This window comes from Streptomyces sp. NPDC045470, from assembly GCF_040646595.1.
In the GTDB taxonomy this organism is placed as follows: Bacteria; Actinomycetota; Actinomycetes; order Streptomycetales; family Streptomycetaceae; genus Streptomyces.
This window is the reverse complement of the sequence record NZ_JBEZAN010000008.1, coordinates 230,699-248,405: the sequence shown is the minus strand read 5'-3', so window position 1 is coordinate 248,405 and position 17,707 is coordinate 230,699. Positions and strand designations below refer to the sequence as shown.

The following is a 17,707-nucleotide window of genomic DNA, read 5'->3' as shown; positions in this document are numbered from 1 at the left end:
CGCCCAGGTTACTGCGCCCTCGTTGGGTACTGAATAAAAGTAAGCTACTGTTCTATCCATAGGTACGAACGGAACTCATCCGCAGGCCGTACGCCGGCCACGACCGAAGGACCGCATCATGGCCACGCTCCTGCACCTCGACTCCTCCCTCTTCCCGGCCGACGGATCCGCCTCCCGCGCGGTGACCGCGGCCTTCCGCAAGGCATGGGAGGAGCAGCACCCCGACGGCACCGTCGTCTACCGCGACCTCGCCGCCACTCCGCTGCCGCACCTGGAGGCCGCTGGGTTCACCGCCGCCTTCAGCGCCCCGGATGACCTCACCCCCGAGCAGCGGGCCGCTTTCGCGCAGCGCCTCGAACTGGTGGAGGAGCTGGAGCAGGCGGACGCGGTCGTCCTCGGCGCGCCCATGTACAACTTCACGATCCCGTCCACCGTGAAGGCATGGCTGGACTACGTGATCATCATGGGCCGGACCACCGGGGACGAGTCCACACTCAAGGGCAAGCCGCTGACCGTCGTCACCAGCCGTGGCGGCTCGTACGCCCCGGGCACGCCCCGCGAAGGCTTCGACTATGTGCAGAACTACCTGGAGGCCGTGTTCGGCACCATGTTCGGCATGGAGGTCGACTTCATCGTCCCCGAGCTGACGATGGCGCCCACCAACCCCGCGATGGCCGACCTCATACCCCTGTACGAGGCGTCCCGCGACAAGGCTTTCCAGGAAGCCGCCGACAAGGCCAAGGCCCTCGCCACGCGCCTCGCCGCCTGACGCGGCACGCCCGGCACAGGCCCGCACACGCCCGGCACAGGCCCGGTGCATGCCCGGCCCGGACGCGCTCCGGGCCGGGCGGCCCTACGCCCCCGACTCCGCGTCGCGCGCGAGCAACGCCGCCTGTACCCGGTTCTCGCAGCCCAGCTTGGACAGGATCCGGCTGACGTACGTCTTCACCGTCGCCTCGCTCATGTGGATCCGCTCACCCGCGTCGGCGTTGGAAAGCCCCTCGCCGAGCAGGGACAGCACCTCCTTCTCCCGCTCCGTCAGGACGGACAGCCGCCGCTTGGCCTCTTCCGCACGCCGTGCCGTGCGCGTCGCACCGGTCTCGGCGCCCGCACCGCTGCCGTGTGCCACCAGCGAATCGGCCACGTGCCGGGTCGCCACCGGTGACATGTAGGCATGGCCCTCGGCCGCGGCGCGCACCGCACGGATCAGTTCGTCCGGCGCGGAGTCCTTCAGCAGGAAGCCCGCGCTTCCCTCACCCATCGCCCGCAGGACGTTCTCCCGCTCCCCGAACGTCGTCAGGATCAAGGCGCGTACGGCCGGTACCGCGCGGCGCAGCTCGGCGAGTGCCGTCAGCCCGTCCATGACCGGCATCTGGATGTCCAGGAGCACCACGTCCGCGCCGTGGCCCCGCGCGGCCTCGACCGCCTCCTTGCCGTTGCCCGCCTCCGCCACGACCGCGATGTCCCGGTCGGAGGTGAGGATCATCCGGATACCGGCTCTGATGAGCGGCTCGTCGTCAGCGACGATCACCCTGATCACTCGGGCTCCCGCACGGGCTCGGTCGGTTGTTTCCACGGACAGCGCCATCTTCCCCCCATTCACGCGCCGGTCCGTCCGGCCGCCCTCAGACCTTCCCCAGGAAGGTCTGCTTCTCCACGAGCTTCCCGTCCTTGAAACAGAACCGGAACGCGCGCTCCTCCGCCCAGTCCGCAGACGGTTCGGCGGACGCGAACGTCTCGCAGCGCGCGCCCTCCGGCTTCGCGGGCCCCTGGTCGTTCAGCCCGCTGTTCAGGAACGACTCCTCCGGCAGTTCTTCTCGCACCTCCTCCTCCGGCATCCCGACCCTCATCTGCTCGAAGGTGCCCGGTGACACCGAACTGTCCTTCATCGCCTTGAAGAGCTCGACCATCCCCCACGCGGTCACCAGGCCCAGGACCACGACCACGCCCGCCGCCAGACCGCACCCGACGGCGAACCCGCTGCGCCTCGCCTCCCCGCGGAACATCGCCGTGTCCGGCGCCGCGTACACCCGCGACCAGTCGATGACCGGCCGGCCGTCCTTGCCGGTACGCACCACGGGACGTCCACGATCGGTGTCCGGGAAACCGCCGCCGGAACCACCCGGGCCATCTGATCCCCCGGGGCTGATCAGGCCGCCCGGACCGCTCAGGCCGCCCGGTCCGCCCGCCGCCCCTGCCGTTTCGGCCGTCGGTACGGGCTCCCTGGCCGACACCGCCACCGGCCCGTACGGCAGAACCCCTGCCAGCCGGAAGCCGCCACCCGGCACCGGGCCGCTGTGCACCATGCCGCCCACCAGCCGCGCCCGCTCCCGCAGCCCCGTCAGTCCCTGGCCGCCGCTGACCTGAGGACCGCCGGCCGCACCCGGCGGCACCGGCCCGTTGACGACCTCCACCAGCAGCGAGTCCGGCTCGTAGCGCAGTGCCACCGCCACCGGCGCGCCCGACGCGTGCTTGTGCGCGTTGGTCAGCCCTTCCTGCACGATGCGGTACGCGGCCCGGTCCACGGCCGGCGCCAGCGCGCGCGGTTCTCCCGACCGGGAGACGGATATTCGCGCTCCCGCGCCACGCGACGCCTCGGCCAGCGCGTCCACCTGGTCCACCCCGCGCTGCCCCGCGTCCGGAGCCGTGCCCGCGCCGATCGCCGGATGCGCCGCGGCCGTTTCCTCGTGCTCGTCGCGCAGCAGGCCGACGACCTCGCGCAGTTCGCGCATCGCCGCCACCGAGGCTCCGCGCAGCACGCCGACGGCCTCCCGCTGCCGCCCGTTGAGCTCGGAGTCCACCTCCAACGCGCCCGTGTGCACGGCGATCAGCGTGAGCTGGTGCCCCAGGCTGTCGTGCATGTCCTGCGCGATGCGCTGCCGCTCGCGCAACCGCGTCTGGCGGGCGATCATCGCGTTCTCCCGCAGCAGTTGGGTGCGCTGTGCGTGGAGTGTCTCCACCAGGGTGCGGTTCTGCGACCAGTAGCGGCTGGAGATGCCCGGCATGGCCACTATCGCCAGGAAGGACACCGCCAGGATCATCAGCTTCTCCGGTGACACCAGAGGGAGGTCCGGGACCACCGGCACCACCGTGCTCACCACCAGCGCCACCGCGAACACCGCCAGCGCCCGCGCGCTGCCCGCGATCCGGCGCCCGGCCGACCAGCCCGCCACGATCAGCAGCACCGTCATCCCCGGGCAGGGCCAGCTCAGCGCCGCCGCGAGGATCAGGACCGTACCGGGCAGGGCTCGGCGCAGCGGGGCGAGCACCACCACCGCACCCGTCACCAGCCACGTACGGACGTCGCCGCTGTCGACGAGCTTCTGTATGCCGAGCGCGATCAGCCCCAGCAGCAGTGCCAGCAGCGATTCACCGACGACGCGGTACGGCGGCCACTGCTCCGGACGGGCCAGGCACCGCCACCCCCGCCCGACCGCCGCCCGGGCCTCCGCGACCCGGACCGCCACCCGGCCCGCCACCTGTTCCTTCCCCCTGATGTTCACGTACCGAGCGTAGGCACGCCCCGCCCACCGACACAGTCACCATTCGTCGCTCCCTCCCGCGACGAAAGTCGCGGCCCCGCCACCCCACCGCACCCCTCCGCCCCCCACACACCGACCCAGACCCCGCCCGGCCCCACCCCGGACCGTCCTCCTCCCCCTCCCCCTCTCCCTTCACACCCTCCCGCCCCCAGGCCCCCGCCCCACCCCCACCGCGATCAACGCCCCCACGGCCAGCGCGCCCCCGCTCCACAGCACCGCGGTGATCCCCCAGCCGTCCACCACCCGTCCACCGCCGAAGGCACCCAGCGCGATGGCCGCGTTGAACACCGCCACGAACAGCGCGGACGCCGCCTCCCGCGCCTCCGGGGCCACCACCATCAGCCACGTCTGCGTGCTGACCGACACTCCTCCGTAAGCCAGCCCCCAGACCGCCAGCAACGCCGACGCGCCCGGCACGCCCACCCCCAGCACGGGCACCAGCAGCACGGCCCCGGCCAGCACCGCGCTGATCACCACCAGCGTGCCGCGCGGCGACCGCCCCGCCCCCGCACCGCCCACGAAGTTGCCCGCCACCCCCGCGACCCCGTACACCAGCAGCAGCGTGCTGATCACCCCGGGACCGACCCCGGACACCTCCTCCAGCACCGGCCGCACATACGTGTACGCGGCGAAGTGCCCGCCCACCAGAAGCGCCACCACGACCAGCCCGGTCCGCACCCGCGCGTCGTGGAACAGCCGCAGCACCCCGCCCAGCCGTACCGCCCCCTCGGCCGGCAGCGGCGGCAGCAGCACGGCCAACGCCCCTGTGACCAGCGCCGCCAGCACGCCCACCACGACGAACGCCGCACGCCACCCGCCCAGTTGCCCGATCAGCGTGCCCACCGGCACCCCGAGCACCGACGCGGCAGCCACCCCACTGAAGATCAACGATGTCGCCGCGGCCACCGACCGCGCCGCCACCAGCCGTACCGCGAGCCCCGCCGCCAGCGCCCACACGCCGCCCATACCCAGCCCGACCAGCACCCGCGCCACCAGCATCACGCCGAAGCCCGGAGCCCACGCGGCCAGCAGGTTCGCCGCCGCGAGCATCGCCATCAGCCCGCACAGCACCAGCCGCCGGTCCGCCCGGCCCACCGCCAGAGTGAGCACCGGCGCTCCCAGCGCCGCGACCACGCCGGCCACCGTCAGCGTCAGCCCCGCCGTACCGTCCGTCACCCCCAGCGCGCCCCCGATGGGCGTCAGCAGCCCCACCGGCAGCATCTCCGACGTCACCACCGTGAACGTGGCCGCCGCCAGCGCCCCCACCGCGGGCCACCCCCCGCCCCGCCGCAACTCGCCGTCGCGGCCCGCCGTTTCCTCGATCGTTGTCATGTCCCCCAGCCAATGCGCAGCCGCCCGCGGGAACAACGGCGAACCTCTCACGCTTCCATGAGCGTGGCTCATCGATCCCGGAATACCCGGAGTACCCCTTCCCCCCGGAGCAACACCGCGCCTGTCCCCTCCGGCGGCCTGGAGATGCGCGAACTGGAGTGCTTTCTCGTCCTCGCCGAAGAGCTGCACTTCGGGCGCACCGGCGCACGCCTGTACGTCTCCCAGAGCCGCGTCAGTCAGCTCGTCCGCGCCCTGGAGCAGCGCGTCGGCGCCCGCCTCGTCGAGCGCACCAGCCGCCGGGTACGGCTCACCCCTCTGGGTACGGACTTCCTGGCCGGACTGCGCCCCGCCTACGACGCCCTGCGCGGCACGGTCGAGTCCACCGTCGCCGCTGCCCGCGGCATCGAGGGCCGGCTGCGCATCGGCTTCCAGGGGACCGCCGACGGCCGCATCATGCGGGCCATCGACACCTTCCACACCCGCCACCCCGGGTGCGCCACGGAGATCGTCGAAATTCCGCTCCAGGACCCTTTCGGTCCGGTGCACCGGGGCGAGGTCGACGCCGCCGTCGTCCTGCTGCCCGTCGAAGAACCCGGCCTCGTACTGGGCCCGGTCTTCTCCGAGCAGCAGCAGACCCTGGCCGTCTCCGTACGCCACCCCTTCGCCTCCCGCGCCTCCATCGACGCCGAGGAACTGGCCGACGGGCCGCTCGTCACCGTCGAAGGCCCCGCCCCCGAGTACTGGCGCCACGCCCAGGCCCCCACCAGCACACCCGGCGGCCGCCCCATCCCGCCCGGACCCGGTGTCCGCACCCTCCAGGAGGGCCTCACTCTGGCCGCCGCCGACCGCGGCGGGATGCTGCTCTGCCGCCCCACGGCGGACTACCACGGGCGCCGCGACCTCACGTTCGTACCGGTCACCGGCCTGCCGGACTCCGCACTCGGGCTCGTCTGGCACCGGGACCGCGAGACCGCGCGCACCCGCGCCTTCCGTACGGCCGTCACCGATGTGACGTAGCGCTCGCCGACGCGACACACTCCCGCCGGTGCGGCGCAGCCCCCGCCGACGCGACGCGGCTCCGCCGGTTCGGCGCAGCCCCCGCCGGTGTGACGTAGGACTCACTGACCGTCAGTACGTGCACGGCGGACCTGACGTGTGCGGAAAGCCACCGGCACAACGCAAGACCCCCGGTCCGGGAATCCCGGACCGGGGGTCTCATCTGTGCGCGAGGGGGGAGTTGAACCCCCACGCCCTTTCGGGCACTGGAACCTGAATCCAGCGCGTCTGCCTATTCCGCCACCCGCGCATTTGGGTGTGTCATCCGATTCTCTCACGCGATCCGGGCTGTTCCGTCCGGGTCTTGTGCGAGCGCCTTCCGACATGCAGAACATTAGCACGCTGCCGGGGGTGCCATCACATCCGTTCTCCGGCACCCGCCCGTGACCTGCTCCGGAACCCCGTGGAGCCCCCTCCGTCGCCCGCCGCCCGTCACCCGACGTGCCCCCGCCAAGACGACCGACGCCACGGCCGGCATCCCGACCCGCGTCCTCACGTCCCGCCACACCCGCCGCCGGCGCCCGCACCGACTCCCCCCTCCGGACGATCCCCGGTCACCCCTCCGCCACACCCGGCAGCCACCGTTCATCCCACCCGGTCGCCGCTCGCCCCACTCCGGCGGACGCCCGTCCGCCCCACCCGACGACCGGCCTCGCCCGCCCCGGACCGCGCCCCGGACCAGGCTGGTTCCCGCCACCCCGGCCGATTCCCGCCACCCCTGTACACCCCCGCCCACATCCGTCCCCGCCTCGCCGCCCCGCCCGGTCGGTGAACCCGGCGGTTGCGGGACACTGTGAGTGGGGCACATCTACGATCGCAGTGCCATCGCAACGCCGGCGCGGCCCCATCGCGAAGCCATCGCGGTGCCGGGGCCCGTCCCGGCGGCCGGTGACACGGCAGGTTTCACCATGGCGGCACCGCGGCCCCATCGCGGTTACGCCGGAGTGACGCACCAGCAAGCAGCAGTGAGCAACCTTGTGAGGGGCGACACTCGTCCTCACGACGGGAAAGGGGAACCAGCCGATTTCCCGGCGCGTGGATACGATCAGTAAGCAGTATCAGGACGACCCTGTCGAAGACCGACCTGACGAAGACTGAGGAAGGAGGTGCCCCCGTGGGAGTACTGAAGCGCTTCGAGCAGCGTCTCGAAGGTCTCGTCAACGGCACCTTCGCCAAGGTGTTCAAGTCCGAGGTGCAGCCCGTTGAGATCGCCGGCGCGCTCCAGCGCGAGTGCGACAACAACGCCACCATCTGGAACCGCGACCGCACGGTCGTCCCCAACGACTTCATCGTCGAACTGAGCACCCCCGACTACGAGCGGCTCAGCCCGTACAGCGGCCAGCTCGGAGACGAGCTCTCCGGCATGGTCCGCGACTACGCCAAGCAGCAGCGCTACACCTTCATGGGCCCGATCAAGGTGCACCTGGAGAAGGCCGACGACCTCGACACCGGCCTGTACCGCGTCCGCAGCCGCACCCTCGCGTCCAGCACCTCCCAGGAACACCCGGGTGCCGCCGCCGCGGCCCAGCGCCCCACCGCGCCCCGGAACAGCCCGTCCGGCCCCGGCGGTCATGTGGGTCCGCCCCCCATGCCCGCCTCGCCGCCCGGTGCGGCCCAGCCCGCGTCCCGCCCGGGGCTGCCGGGCGCCGGTCCGCAGCCGGGCGCGGCCTCCGACAGCTGGTACCAGGGCCGGGGCGGCGCGGAGCGTGGCGCACCGACGCGACGCTGGATCGAGATCAACGGCAACCGCCACCAGATCTCCCGGTCGACCCTCGTCCTGGGCCGCAGCACCGACGCCGACGTACGGATCGACGATCCGGGAGTCTCCCGTCGGCACTGCGAGATCCGCGTCGGAACACCGCCGACCGTCCAGGATCTGGGTTCTACCAACGGCATCGTGGTAGACGGGCAGCACACCACCCGCGCTACGCTCCGCGACGGCTCGCGGATCGTCGTGGGCAGTACCACCATCGTTTACCGGCAAGCCGAAGGGTGAAGCGGGGGCAATGTCAGAGCTGACCCTCACGGTCATGCGGTTGGGTTTCCTCGCCGTACTGTGGCTGTTCGTCATCGTGGCCGTCCAGGTCATCCGCAGCGACCTGTTCGGCACGCGTGTCACGCAGCGCGGCGCCGCCCGCCGCGGCGGCCAGGAGGCGCGTTCGCAGCAGCGCCAGCAGGCCGCTCCGCCGCAGCAGCGCCGCCAGGAAGGCGGCCGCGGCAACAACCGTCAGCGCCGCGGTGCCCCCACAAAGCTGGTGGTCTCCGAGGGCACGTTGACGGGGACGACCGTCGCCCTCCAGGGCCAGACCATCTCCCTGGGACGCGCGCACGACTCCACGATCGTGCTGGACGACGACTACGCCTCCAGCCGGCATGCCAGGATCTACCCGGACCGTGACGGCCAGTGGATCGTCGAGGATCTCGGGTCCACCAACGGCACGTATCTCGACCGGACCCGACTGACGACCCCGACACCGATTCCGCTGGGCGCCCCGATCCGCATCGGCAAGACCGTCATCGAGCTGCGGAAGTAGTGCTACGTCATGAATGAGCGCGAGCGGCGCGAGCACGCCGCGGCGGTCCACTCGACGGACCCGAGCGTGCTCCCGACCGGAGGGTGGGCACCGTGCGGATGTACCCCGAGCCGACGGGCGAGGTGCGTATGAGTCTGTCACTGCGCTTCGCCGCCGGATCGCACAAGGGCATGATCCGGGAGGGCAACGAGGACTCCGGTTACGCCGGCCCGCGCCTGCTCGCCATCGCCGACGGCATGGGCGGCCAGGCCGCGGGCGAGGTCGCCTCCTCCGAGGTGATCTCCACCCTCGTCCAGCTCGACGACGACGTCCCCGGCTCCGACATCCTCACCTCCCTCGGTACGGCCGTCCAGCGCGCCAACGACCAGCTACGCGTCATGGTCGAGGAGGACCCGCAGCTGGAGGGCATGGGCACGACCCTGACCGCCCTGCTGTGGACCGGGCAGCGGCTCGGCCTCGTCCACGTCGGCGACTCCCGCGCCTACCTGCTGCGCGACGGCGTCCTGACGCAGATCACGCAGGACCACACCTGGGTGCAGCGGCTCGTCGACGAGGGCCGCATCACCGAGGAGGAAGCCACCACCCACCCGCAGCGCTCCTTGCTGATGCGCGCGCTGGGCAGCGGCGACCACGTCGAACCCGACCTGTCCATCCGCGAGGTACGGGCCGGCGACCGCTACCTGATCTGCTCGGACGGCCTGTCCGGCGTGGTCAGCCACCAGACCCTCGAAGACACCCTCGCCAGCTACCACGGCCCGCACGAGACGGTGCAGGAACTGATCCAGCTGGCGCTGCGCGGCGGCGGCCCGGACAACATCACCTGCATCGTCGCCGACGTCCTGGACGTCGACGCCGGCGACACCCTCGCGGGCCACCTCAACGACACCCCGGTCGTCGTCGGTGCCGTCGCCGAGAACCAGAACCAGCTCAGCGACCCCAGCACGATGCAGACGCCGGCCGCCCGCGCCGCCGAACTGGGCCGCCACCGGGACGCGCCGCAGAGCGCGCCGGGCGGCTCCTTCGGCCCGCCGGGCAGTGGCGACAACGGCGTCACGGGCCCGCCGCAGGGCTCGTTCGGCGCGTTCACGGACGAGGAGTTCCTCAAGCCGGAGCGCGGCCGGGGCCGGTGGATCAAGCGTTCGCTGATCCTCGTGCTGGCGCTGGCCGTGGTCGGCGGCGGCCTGTACGCGGGCTACCGCTGGACGCAGACGCAGTACTTCGTCGGCGCGAAGGACGACCACGTCGCGCTGTACCAGGGCATCAGCCAGGACCTCGCCTGGATCAAGCTCAACAACGTCGACGAGGACCACCCGGAGATCGAACTCAAGTACCTCCCGGTCTACCAGCGCAACCAGGTCAAGGAGACCATCGCCGTCGACAGCCGCAACCAGGCGATCGACAAGGTCACCGAACTGGGCAAGCAGGCCACCGCCTGCCGCTCGAAGGAGACGCGGGAGACGGCGGAGCGTGAGGCGGCCCGTAAGAAGGCCGAGGAAGACGCCCGAAAGAACAACAAGCCCGGCAAGCCCGGTGCGTCCCAGGCGACTCCGAAGCCCACTCCCACCACCAGCCAGACGCCCCCCTCCGAGGAGCAGCAGAAGCTGGAAAAGAATTGCAGCACCCAGCAGTGAGGGCGTAGGGGGCCGTAGAACTGATGAGCAGTACCACCACCACGACCACCGTGGGCACGATCGGTGCCCCGAGCCGCCGCAACACCGAGCTGGCCATGCTCGTCTTCGCGGTGCTCATCGCGGTGTTTGCGTACATCAACGTGGGCCTGGCCAAGGAAGGCTCGGTCCCGGCCGGCGTACTCGGCTACGCCCTCGGCCTCGGCCTGCTGGCCGGCATCACCCACCTCGTCGTCCGCAAGTGGGCGCCGTACGCCGACCCGCTGATGCTGCCCATCGCGACCCTCCTCAACGGTCTCGGCCTGGTCTTCATCTGGCGCCTGGACCAGGAACCACAGATCACCACCAAGCAGCTCGGCGGCGCGATGGCGCCCGGGCAGCTCATGTGGTCGACGCTCGGCGTCGCCCTCTTCCTCGGCGTGCTGATCTTCCTCAAGGACCACCGCGTCCTGCAGCGCTACACCTACATCTCGATGGTCGTCGCGCTGGTCCTGCTGATCGCCCCGATCTTCTTCCCGGCCAAGTTCGGCGCCCGCATCTGGATCACCATCCCCGGTGTCGGTTCGCTGCAGCCCGGTGAGTTCGCCAAGATCGTCATCGCGATCTTCTTCGCGGGCTATCTCATGGTCAAACGGGACGCGCTGGCGCTGGCCAGCCGCCGCTTCATGGGCCTGTACCTGCCGCGCGGCCGCGACCTCGGCCCGATCCTGGTCATCTGGGCACTGAGCCTGATGATCCTGGTCTTCGAGACCGACCTCGGTACGTCCCTGCTGTTCTTCGGCCTGTTCGTGATCATGCTGTACGTGGCCACCGAGCGCACCAGCTGGATCGTCTTCGGCCTGCTGCTCAGCGCCGGCGGCGCGGTCGCGGTGGCCACCTTCGAGTCGCACGTGCAGGAGCGGGTGCACAACTGGCTCAACCCCCTCCAGCTGATCAACGGCGGCGTCACCGAGACCGCCCAGGCCATGTACTCCTTCGGCTCCGGCGGCATCCTCGGCTCCGGCCTCGGCCAGGGCTACTCCCGCCTGATCGGCGGCATCGCGCCCAAGAGCGACTACATCCTCGCCACCGTCGGCGAGGAAGCCGGACTCGCCGGCGTGATGGCGATCCTGCTGCTGTACGGCCTGCTCATCGAGCGCGGCATCCGTACGGCGCTGGCCGCCCGCGACCCGTTCGGCAAGCTCCTCGCCATCGGCCTGTCCGGCGCCTTCGCCCTCCAGGTCTTCGTCGTCGCCGGCGGTGTCACCGGCCTGATCCCGCTGACCGGTATGACGATGCCGTTCCTCGCCCAGGGCGGCTCCTCCGTCATCGCGAACTGGGCCCTGGTCGCGATCCTGCTGCGCATCAGCGACACTGCGCGCCGTCCCGCCCCGGCCCCCGCGCCCTCCACCGACGCCGAGATGACCCAGGTGGTCCGACCGTGAACAAGCCTCTGCGCCGCGTAGCCATCTTCTGCGGCCTGCTGGTTCTCTCACTGCTCATCCGCGTCAACTGGGTGCAGTTCGTCCAGGCCGACGAGCTGAAGAACGACACGCACAACCGGCGCGTGGCCATCGAGCGCTACAGCCAGCCGCGCGGCAACATCATCGTCGACGGCAAGGCCGTCACCGGCTCGACCACCAACGAGAGCGGCGACTTCAAGTACAAGCGGACCTACAAGGACGGCCCGATGTGGGCGCCGGTCACCGGTTACGCGTCCCAGGCGTTCGGCTCCAACCAGCTCGAAAAGCTCAACGACAGCATCCTGTCCGGCACCGACGACAAGCTCTTCTTCAGCCGTACGGTCGACATGTTCACCGGCGAGAAGCAGAAGGGCGGCGACGTCGTCACCACCCTGAACGCCAAGGCGCAGAAGGCCGCCTACGACGGTCTGGGCAAGAGCAAGGGCGCGGTCGCCGCGATCAACCCGGAGACCGGCGCGATCCTGGCGCTGGCCAGCACCCCGTCGTACGACCCCTCCACCTTCGCCGGCATGTCCGACAAGGACTCCAAGGCGTACAACGGGCTGCTGAAGAAGAACAACCCGGACGACCCGATGCTCAACCGGGCGCTGCGCCAGACCTACCCGCCGGGCTCCACGTTCAAGGTCGTCACCGCCGCCGCCGCGCTGGAGAACGGCCTCTACACGGACATCAACGCCAAGACCGACTCGCCGCTGCCCTGGTACCTGCCGGACACCGCGCACCAGCCGCTGAACAACGAGGGCAACATCCCCTGCGAGAACGCCAGCCTCAAGGAAGCGCTGCGCTGGTCCTGCAACACCGTCTTCGGCAAGATCAGCGCCGACCTCGGCAACAAGAAGATGAAGGCCGAGGCCGAGAAGTTCGGCTACAACGACCCCGAGGTCGACACCCCCGTACGGGCCGCCGAGAGCGTCTACCCGACCGACAACCGGCCGCAGAACGCGATGGCCGGCATCGGCCAGGCGTCCAACCGCGCCACCCCGCTGCAGATGGCCATGATCACCGCGGCCATCGCCAACGGCGGCAAGCTGATGAAGCCGTACATGGTCGACCAGCTGGTGGCCCCCAACCTCAACGTCGTGCAGCAGCACACGCCGGAGGCGATGAGCCAGCCGCTCAAGCCGGAGAACGCCCAGAAGCTCCAGGAGATGATGGAGGGCGTCGTCAAGAACGGCACCGGCACCAACGGCCAGATCGACGGCGTCACCGTCGGCGGCAAGACCGGCACCGCCCAGCACGGCGAGAACAACAAGGACAACCCGTACGCCTGGTTCATCTCCTACGCCAAGACCTCCAAGGGAACGCCGGTGGCCGTCGCCGTCGTGATCGAGGGCTCGGACACGCTCCGCGGCGACATCGCGGGCGGCAAGCTGGCCGCCCCCATCGCCAAGAAGGTCATGGAGGCGGTACTCGACGGCAAGAAGTGACCCCGGTCACGCCAATACCGGTCGGATATCAGGTGCCGGTCGCGACCGGGCCCCGCACGGCGTGCCGGGTACGGTATGCCCGAACAGCACACCGCCGGACCACACACGGGTGCGGTCGGGACTGACGGAGAGGGCTGGAGAAGCTTATGGAAGAGCCGCGTCGCCTCGGCGGCCGGTACGAGCTGGGCTCGGTGCTCGGCCGCGGTGGCATGGCCGAGGTCTACCTCGCGCACGACACCCGCCTGGGCCGCACCGTCGCTGTGAAGACGCTGCGCGTGGACCTCGCCCGCGACCCGTCCTTCCAGGCCCGGTTCCGCCGTGAGGCCCAGTCGGCCGCCTCGCTGAACCACCCGTCGATCGTCGCGGTGTACGACACCGGCGAGGACTACGTCGACGGCGTCTCCATCCCGTACATCGTCATGGAGTACGTCGACGGCTCCACCCTGCGTGAGCTGCTGCACTCCGGCCGCAAGCTGCTGCCCGAACGGTCGCTGGAGATGACCATCGGCGTGCTCCAGGCGCTGGAGTACTCCCACCGGGCCGGCATCGTCCACCGCGACATCAAGCCGGCCAACGTCATGCTGACCCGCACCGGCCAGGTGAAGGTCATGGACTTCGGCATCGCCCGTGCGATGGGCGACGCCGGCATGACGATGACGCAGACCGCCGCGGTCATCGGCACCGCGCAGTACCTCTCGCCCGAGCAGGCCAAGGGCGAACAGGTCGACGCCCGCTCCGACCTGTACTCGACCGGCTGTCTGCTCTACGAACTGCTCACCGTGCGGCCGCCCTTCGTCGGCGACTCACCCGTCGCCGTGGCCTACCAGCACGTACGGGAAGAGCCGCAGCCGCCGAGCAACTTCGACCCCGAGATCACCCCCGAGATGGACGCCATCGTCCTGAAGGCGCTGGTCAAGGACCCCGACTACCGCTACCAGTCGGCGGACGAGATGCGCGCCGACATCGAGGCGGCCCTCGACGGGCAGCCGGTCGCGGCGACCGCCGCCCTCGGCGCGGTCGGCTACGACCAGGACCAGCCGACGGCGATGCTGCGTCCGCAGGACCCGGCCGGGCAGACGTCGATGCTGCCGCCGATGAACCCGGACGACGGCGGTTACGGCTACGACGAGCGGCCCGACCGGCGCCGCGGCGGTGGCGGCCAGAAGAAGAAGCACACCTCCACGATCCTGCTCGTCGTCGCGGGCATCCTCGTCCTGGCCGGTGCGATCTTCATCGGCAAGGCGATGTTCAGCAACCAGAACACCAGCAGCGACGTCAAGGTGCCGGAGCTGACCGGGAAAACCCTGGAACAGGCCAAGTCGGCCGGTGTGAACGGCGGCTTCAAGGTCTCCAAGGGCGGCAGCACGGCCTGCGACAACGTCGAGAAGGACCAGATCACCAAGCAGGACCCGGCCGCCGGCGGGACGGTCGCCAAGGACGACACGGTGACGGTGACGCTCTGCACCGGGCCGGAGAAGGTCACCATCCCCGACGTCACGGGCCTGACCTTCGACAAGGCGAAGGGCGACCTGAAGAACAAGGGCTTCGAGGACGTCCAGAAGACCGAGCGGGTCTCGGAGCGCCCGGAGGGCACGGTCGTCGACCAGGACCCCAAGGGGCAGAGCGAGGGCACCAAGAAGACCAAGATCACGCTGGTCGTCGCCAAGAAGTCGCCCACGACGACGGTGCCGCCGGTGACCGGTCAGGACTTCAACACCGCCCAGAAGCAGCTCACCGACCTCGGCTTCCAGGTCAGCAAGAACGAGCAGGAGGTCTCCGACCCGAACCAGGTCGGCAAGGTCACCGCGCAGTCCCCGGACGGCAACTCGCAGGCCAGGAACGGCTCCACGGTCACGCTGACCGTCGGCAAGGCCGCCGAGCAGAAGCCGGTGCCCACCGTCATCGGCCAGTCCGTCAAGGACGCCAAGAAGGCCCTGCAGGACGCCGGCTTCACGAACATCCAGTTCGCGGGCGGCAGCTCGCAGGACGACAAGGCCCGCGTGGTCAGCCAGGACCCGCAGCCCAACACCCCGTCCGCCCCCGGCTCCACGACGGTGACGCTCACCACGATGGGCGGCCCCAGTGGTGACGACGACAGCGGTGACGACGGAGGCGGCGTCATAGGCGGCTGGTGGGGACGGCACAACAGGCACTGACGGAGAACCGTCCAGGCAGCAGACGCAACGGAAGCGATGACGGTCCGCCGCCGGACCACCGACGGGGAACCGTCACCGCACGGGAAAGCCCCGGCGCCTTCGGGAGCCGGGGCTTTGCCGTGGTCGGGGGCGGTACGGGCCGACGGGATCGGTACCGGCCGTGGAGGCCGGTACCGTCCTCAGCGCAGTTCCTTCGGCGGAGTGCGCTCGGCGTCGACCTTCTCGGTGCGCTCCAGCTCGCCCCAGACGATGTAGCGGTACGTGGAGGTGTAGACCGGCGTGCAGGTCGTCAGCGTGATGTAGCGGCCCGGCTTGCGCTTGCCGGACTCCTTGGGGACGTCGTCCAGGACGTCGACGTTGTACTTCGAGGTCTCGTCCAGGGACGCGTAGACCTTGTAGATGTACCAGGTGTCCTTGGACTCGAAGACGATCGGATCGCCTTCCTTGAGCTTGTCGATGTTGTGGAACTTCGCGCCGTGCCCGTCGCGGTGCGCGGCGAGCGAGAAATTGCCCTTCTTGTCCTGCGGGAGGGCCGACTTGACGGGTTCGGTGTAGTAGCCGGCGACGCCCTCGTTCAGGACGTCGGGGTCGATGCCCTTCTTGACGAGCACCTCGCCGTTCTTCATCGCCGGGACGTGCAGGAAGCCGATGCCGTCCTTGGTGTCGAGCGCGCCGGGACCCTTCGGGGCCTGCGCCCAGTTCTTGCGTACCGTGTCGCCCTGCTTGTGCGCCTCGCGGTCGGCGAGCACGTTCGTCCACCACAGCGAGTAGACGACGAAGAGGGCCAGGATCAGCCCCGCCGTGATCAGCAGTTCTCCGACGACGCTGACGACGGCGGCGATGCGCCCGCGCAGTCGGCGCGGCGGCGTGGACGCCGGTGGCTCCGCCGCCGCGCCGGTGTCCTCGTCGTGTCCGGTGGCAGTCACCGCGTGGTACCCCTCTTACGTTCGCTCAGCTGACGAGCGCATCCGGCTTGCCCTTGCTCCGCGGCCGCTCCTCGACCATCTTGCCCCAGACGATCATCCGGAAGGTACTGGTGAATTCGGGGGTGCAGGTCGTCAGCGTGAGGTAGCGGCCGGGGCGGGTGAATCCGGATCGCCTCGGCACCGGGTCGAGCACCGCGATGTCCCGGGGCGAGGTCTGCGGCAGGATGCTCTCCATCGTGTACGTGTAGTACGTGCTGCGCGTCTCGACGACGATCTTGTCGCCCTTGACCAGCTTGTTGATGTAGCGGAACGGCTCACCGTGCGTGTTGCGGTGCCCGGCCACCGCGAAGTTGCCCTGCTTGTCCCAGGGCATCGCGGTCTTCACGCTGTTCTTGTCGTAGTGGCCGATCATGCCGCGGTCCAGCACCGCGGGCTTGCTGATGCCCTCGGCGATCGGCACCTTCACGTCCAGCTTGGGGATATACATGATCGCGAAGCCCTGGCCGGGCGAGAAGGCGTCGGGCCTGCGGTCCTCGCCGCCCTCGTCCCACTCGTGCTCCAGGTTGCTGGCGGTGCCGCCCGCCTGCTGGTGCGCCAGGACGTTCGTCCACCAGAGCTGGTAGGTGACGAAGAGCAGCATCAGCACGCCGAGGGTGATGAACACCTCGCCCACGGCGCGGCTGACGATGATGCCTGGGCTCTCCTTGCCCGCCCGCTCGGCGCGGCGGGCCTCCATCCGCGTCATCGGCACGGAAGGCGCCTCAGCGGCCGAGGAGGAGGCGCCCGCGCCGCCCGAAGGGGAACCACGCCGCGCGCGCCTGTTGCCGCGCTTGGCGGCCTCCTGGGCGGCTTTACGGCGTGCGGCGCGGCCACCGGTCACCGGTGGCGTCGAAGCCGACGAGCCGGAAGCCGGTGCTTCGGGCTCGGTTTCACGTGAAACAACGTCCGGCCCGCCGTGGTCGCCGACCGGCTCCGCGGCCTGACGGAGTGCCATGGTCTCGGCGTCGTGAGCGGGGTCCGGGCCGGCGGTGCCGACCGGCCCCGGTACGTACGGCGGGTCGAGGACCGGGTTGAGGAACGGGTCTGCCGTGGGGTCGGCGGGTGCGGGGGCGGGTGCCGCGACCGGGCCCGGGGGCGGAGTCGGGTTCGCGCCCGGGGACGGAACCGGGTGCGGGGTCGCGTCGGGTGCCGGGTGCGGGGCCGGGTTCGGAGCAGGCACGTGAATGGGCGCCTGCGCCTGCGCGTACGGGGGCGCGGGGGCCTGGTCCGGGCCGGGTATCGCGCTGCCGCGGCCATGGACCTGGCCCTGCTGCTGTGCGGGAGGCGCCACCGGAGCCTGATGCGGCCGGAACCACGGAGAACCGCTCCGCCCGGAGGCGGGCTGCCCGGACTGCGCGGGCCCCCCAGGCTGAGGGGACCGCCCCGGCTGACCGGGTTGCGAGGTCTGCGCATGCTGCGTGGAGCGCACCGGCTGCGCCGGCCGCTCCGCCCCGGCAGGTCGCTCCTGCGGACGCCCGGTCCGCCCGGGGCCCGGCCGCGGTTCCCGCGCCGGCGGGCGGCCGGGGAGCGGGTCCGTCAGCGGGTCGTCCAGCCGTCCGACGGCCGCCTCGAACGCCTCACGGTCGTACGGGCCGTCGGCTTCA

13 protein-coding genes and 1 tRNA gene are annotated in these 17,707 nt (G+C 70.9%); 8 read left to right on the top strand and 6 right to left on the bottom strand.

From position 1 onward, the window contains the following. Nucleotides 1-118: 118 nt before the first annotated feature. Nucleotides 119-769, top strand: a complete 651-nt coding sequence (locus AB0A97_RS23605) for an NAD(P)H-dependent oxidoreductase (RefSeq protein WP_361153199.1) — start codon at nucleotides 119-121, stop codon at nucleotides 767-769. An 84-nt stretch (nucleotides 770-853) separates the two neighbouring features. Here AB0A97_RS23605 and AB0A97_RS23600 read toward each other — a convergent pair whose 3' ends face one another. From AB0A97_RS23600 to AB0A97_RS23590, 3 genes are all read right to left on the bottom strand, one after another. Further along, nucleotides 854-1,540, bottom strand: coding sequence for a response regulator transcription factor (locus AB0A97_RS23600; RefSeq protein ID WP_361153197.1), 687 nt, complete (start codon nucleotides 1,538-1,540; stop codon nucleotides 854-856). 85 nt (nucleotides 1,541-1,625) lie between these two features. Next, complete coding sequence (locus tag AB0A97_RS23595; protein ID WP_361153195.1) at nucleotides 1,626-3,503, bottom strand: histidine kinase; 1,878 nt, start codon at nucleotides 3,501-3,503, stop codon at nucleotides 1,626-1,628. Between the two features lie 171 nt (nucleotides 3,504-3,674). Continuing rightward, the gene (locus tag AB0A97_RS23590) at nucleotides 3,675-4,874 is read right to left on the bottom strand and encodes an MFS transporter (RefSeq protein WP_361153192.1); all 1,200 of its coding nucleotides are present in this window, start codon (nucleotides 4,872-4,874) and stop codon (nucleotides 3,675-3,677) included. A 144-nt stretch (nucleotides 4,875-5,018) separates the two neighbouring features. Between AB0A97_RS23590 and AB0A97_RS23585 the strand changes: the two genes are divergently transcribed. Further along, a complete protein-coding gene (locus tag AB0A97_RS23585; RefSeq protein ID WP_361153189.1) occupies nucleotides 5,019-5,891 on the top strand; it encodes a LysR family transcriptional regulator in 873 nt (290 codons plus the stop codon). Between the two features lie 205 nt (nucleotides 5,892-6,096). Here AB0A97_RS23585 and AB0A97_RS23580 read toward each other — a convergent pair. Then, nucleotides 6,097-6,180, bottom strand: a tRNA-Leu gene (locus AB0A97_RS23580). 864 nt (nucleotides 6,181-7,044) lie between these two features. Here AB0A97_RS23580 and AB0A97_RS23575 point away from each other — a divergent pair. From AB0A97_RS23575 to pknB, 6 genes are all read left to right on the top strand, one after another. Beyond that, complete coding sequence (locus AB0A97_RS23575; RefSeq protein ID WP_361153186.1) at nucleotides 7,045-7,926, top strand: DUF3662 and FHA domain-containing protein; 882 nt, start codon at nucleotides 7,045-7,047, stop codon at nucleotides 7,924-7,926. Between the two features lie 10 nt (nucleotides 7,927-7,936). Beyond that, nucleotides 7,937-8,464, top strand: a complete 528-nt coding sequence (locus tag AB0A97_RS23570; RefSeq protein ID WP_030017036.1) for an FHA domain-containing protein — start codon at nucleotides 7,937-7,939, stop codon at nucleotides 8,462-8,464. 128 nt (nucleotides 8,465-8,592) lie between these two features. Continuing rightward, nucleotides 8,593-10,095 carry a PP2C family serine/threonine-protein phosphatase gene (locus AB0A97_RS23565; RefSeq protein ID WP_361153183.1) on the top strand — a complete coding sequence of 501 codons (1,503 nt, stop codon included), beginning with the start codon at nucleotides 8,593-8,595 and terminating at the stop codon, nucleotides 10,093-10,095. A gap of 23 nt (nucleotides 10,096-10,118) precedes the next feature. After that, nucleotides 10,119-11,516 carry an FtsW/RodA/SpoVE family cell cycle protein gene (locus AB0A97_RS23560; protein ID WP_361153180.1) on the top strand — a complete coding sequence of 466 codons (1,398 nt, stop codon included), beginning with the start codon at nucleotides 10,119-10,121 and terminating at the stop codon, nucleotides 11,514-11,516. Further along, nucleotides 11,513-12,982, top strand: coding sequence for a penicillin-binding transpeptidase domain-containing protein (locus AB0A97_RS23555; protein ID WP_361153178.1), 1,470 nt, complete (start codon nucleotides 11,513-11,515; stop codon nucleotides 12,980-12,982). Before AB0A97_RS23560 ends, AB0A97_RS23555 begins: the two co-directional genes overlap by 4 nt. 146 nt (nucleotides 12,983-13,128) lie before the next feature. Then, nucleotides 13,129-15,138 (top strand): Stk1 family PASTA domain-containing Ser/Thr kinase, encoded by a 2,010-nt coding sequence (gene pknB / locus AB0A97_RS23550; protein ID WP_361153175.1) that lies wholly within the window; start codon nucleotides 13,129-13,131, stop codon nucleotides 15,136-15,138. Nucleotides 15,139-15,317: 179 nt separating this feature from the next. Here pknB and AB0A97_RS23545 read toward each other — a convergent pair whose 3' ends face one another. Both AB0A97_RS23545 and AB0A97_RS23540 read right to left on the bottom strand, forming a co-directional pair. Beyond that, nucleotides 15,318-16,064, bottom strand: coding sequence for a class E sortase (locus AB0A97_RS23545; protein ID WP_361153172.1), 747 nt, complete (start codon nucleotides 16,062-16,064; stop codon nucleotides 15,318-15,320). A 25-nt stretch (nucleotides 16,065-16,089) separates the two neighbouring features. Continuing rightward, nucleotides 16,090-17,394 (bottom strand): class E sortase, encoded by a 1,305-nt coding sequence (locus tag AB0A97_RS23540; RefSeq protein ID WP_361153170.1) that lies wholly within the window; start codon nucleotides 17,392-17,394, stop codon nucleotides 16,090-16,092. Nucleotides 17,395-17,707: the final 313 nt, after the last annotated feature.

Coding starts and splice junctions, on each gene's coding strand:
- AB0A97_RS23585 (WP_361153189.1), top strand. CDS start 5,019: ATGCGCGAACTGGAGTGCTTTCTCGTCCTCGCCGAAGAGCTGCACTTC.
- AB0A97_RS23560 (WP_361153180.1), top strand. CDS start 10,119: ATGAGCAGTACCACCACCACGACCACCGTGGGCACGATCGGTGCCCCG.
- AB0A97_RS23570 (WP_030017036.1), top strand. CDS start 7,937: ATGTCAGAGCTGACCCTCACGGTCATGCGGTTGGGTTTCCTCGCCGTA.
- AB0A97_RS23590 (WP_361153192.1), bottom strand. CDS start 4,874: ATGACAACGATCGAGGAAACGGCGGGCCGCGACGGCGAGTTGCGGCGG.
- AB0A97_RS23605 (WP_361153199.1), top strand. CDS start 119: ATGGCCACGCTCCTGCACCTCGACTCCTCCCTCTTCCCGGCCGACGGA.
- pknB (WP_361153175.1), top strand. CDS start 13,129: ATGGAAGAGCCGCGTCGCCTCGGCGGCCGGTACGAGCTGGGCTCGGTG.
- AB0A97_RS23565 (WP_361153183.1), top strand. CDS start 8,593: ATGAGTCTGTCACTGCGCTTCGCCGCCGGATCGCACAAGGGCATGATC.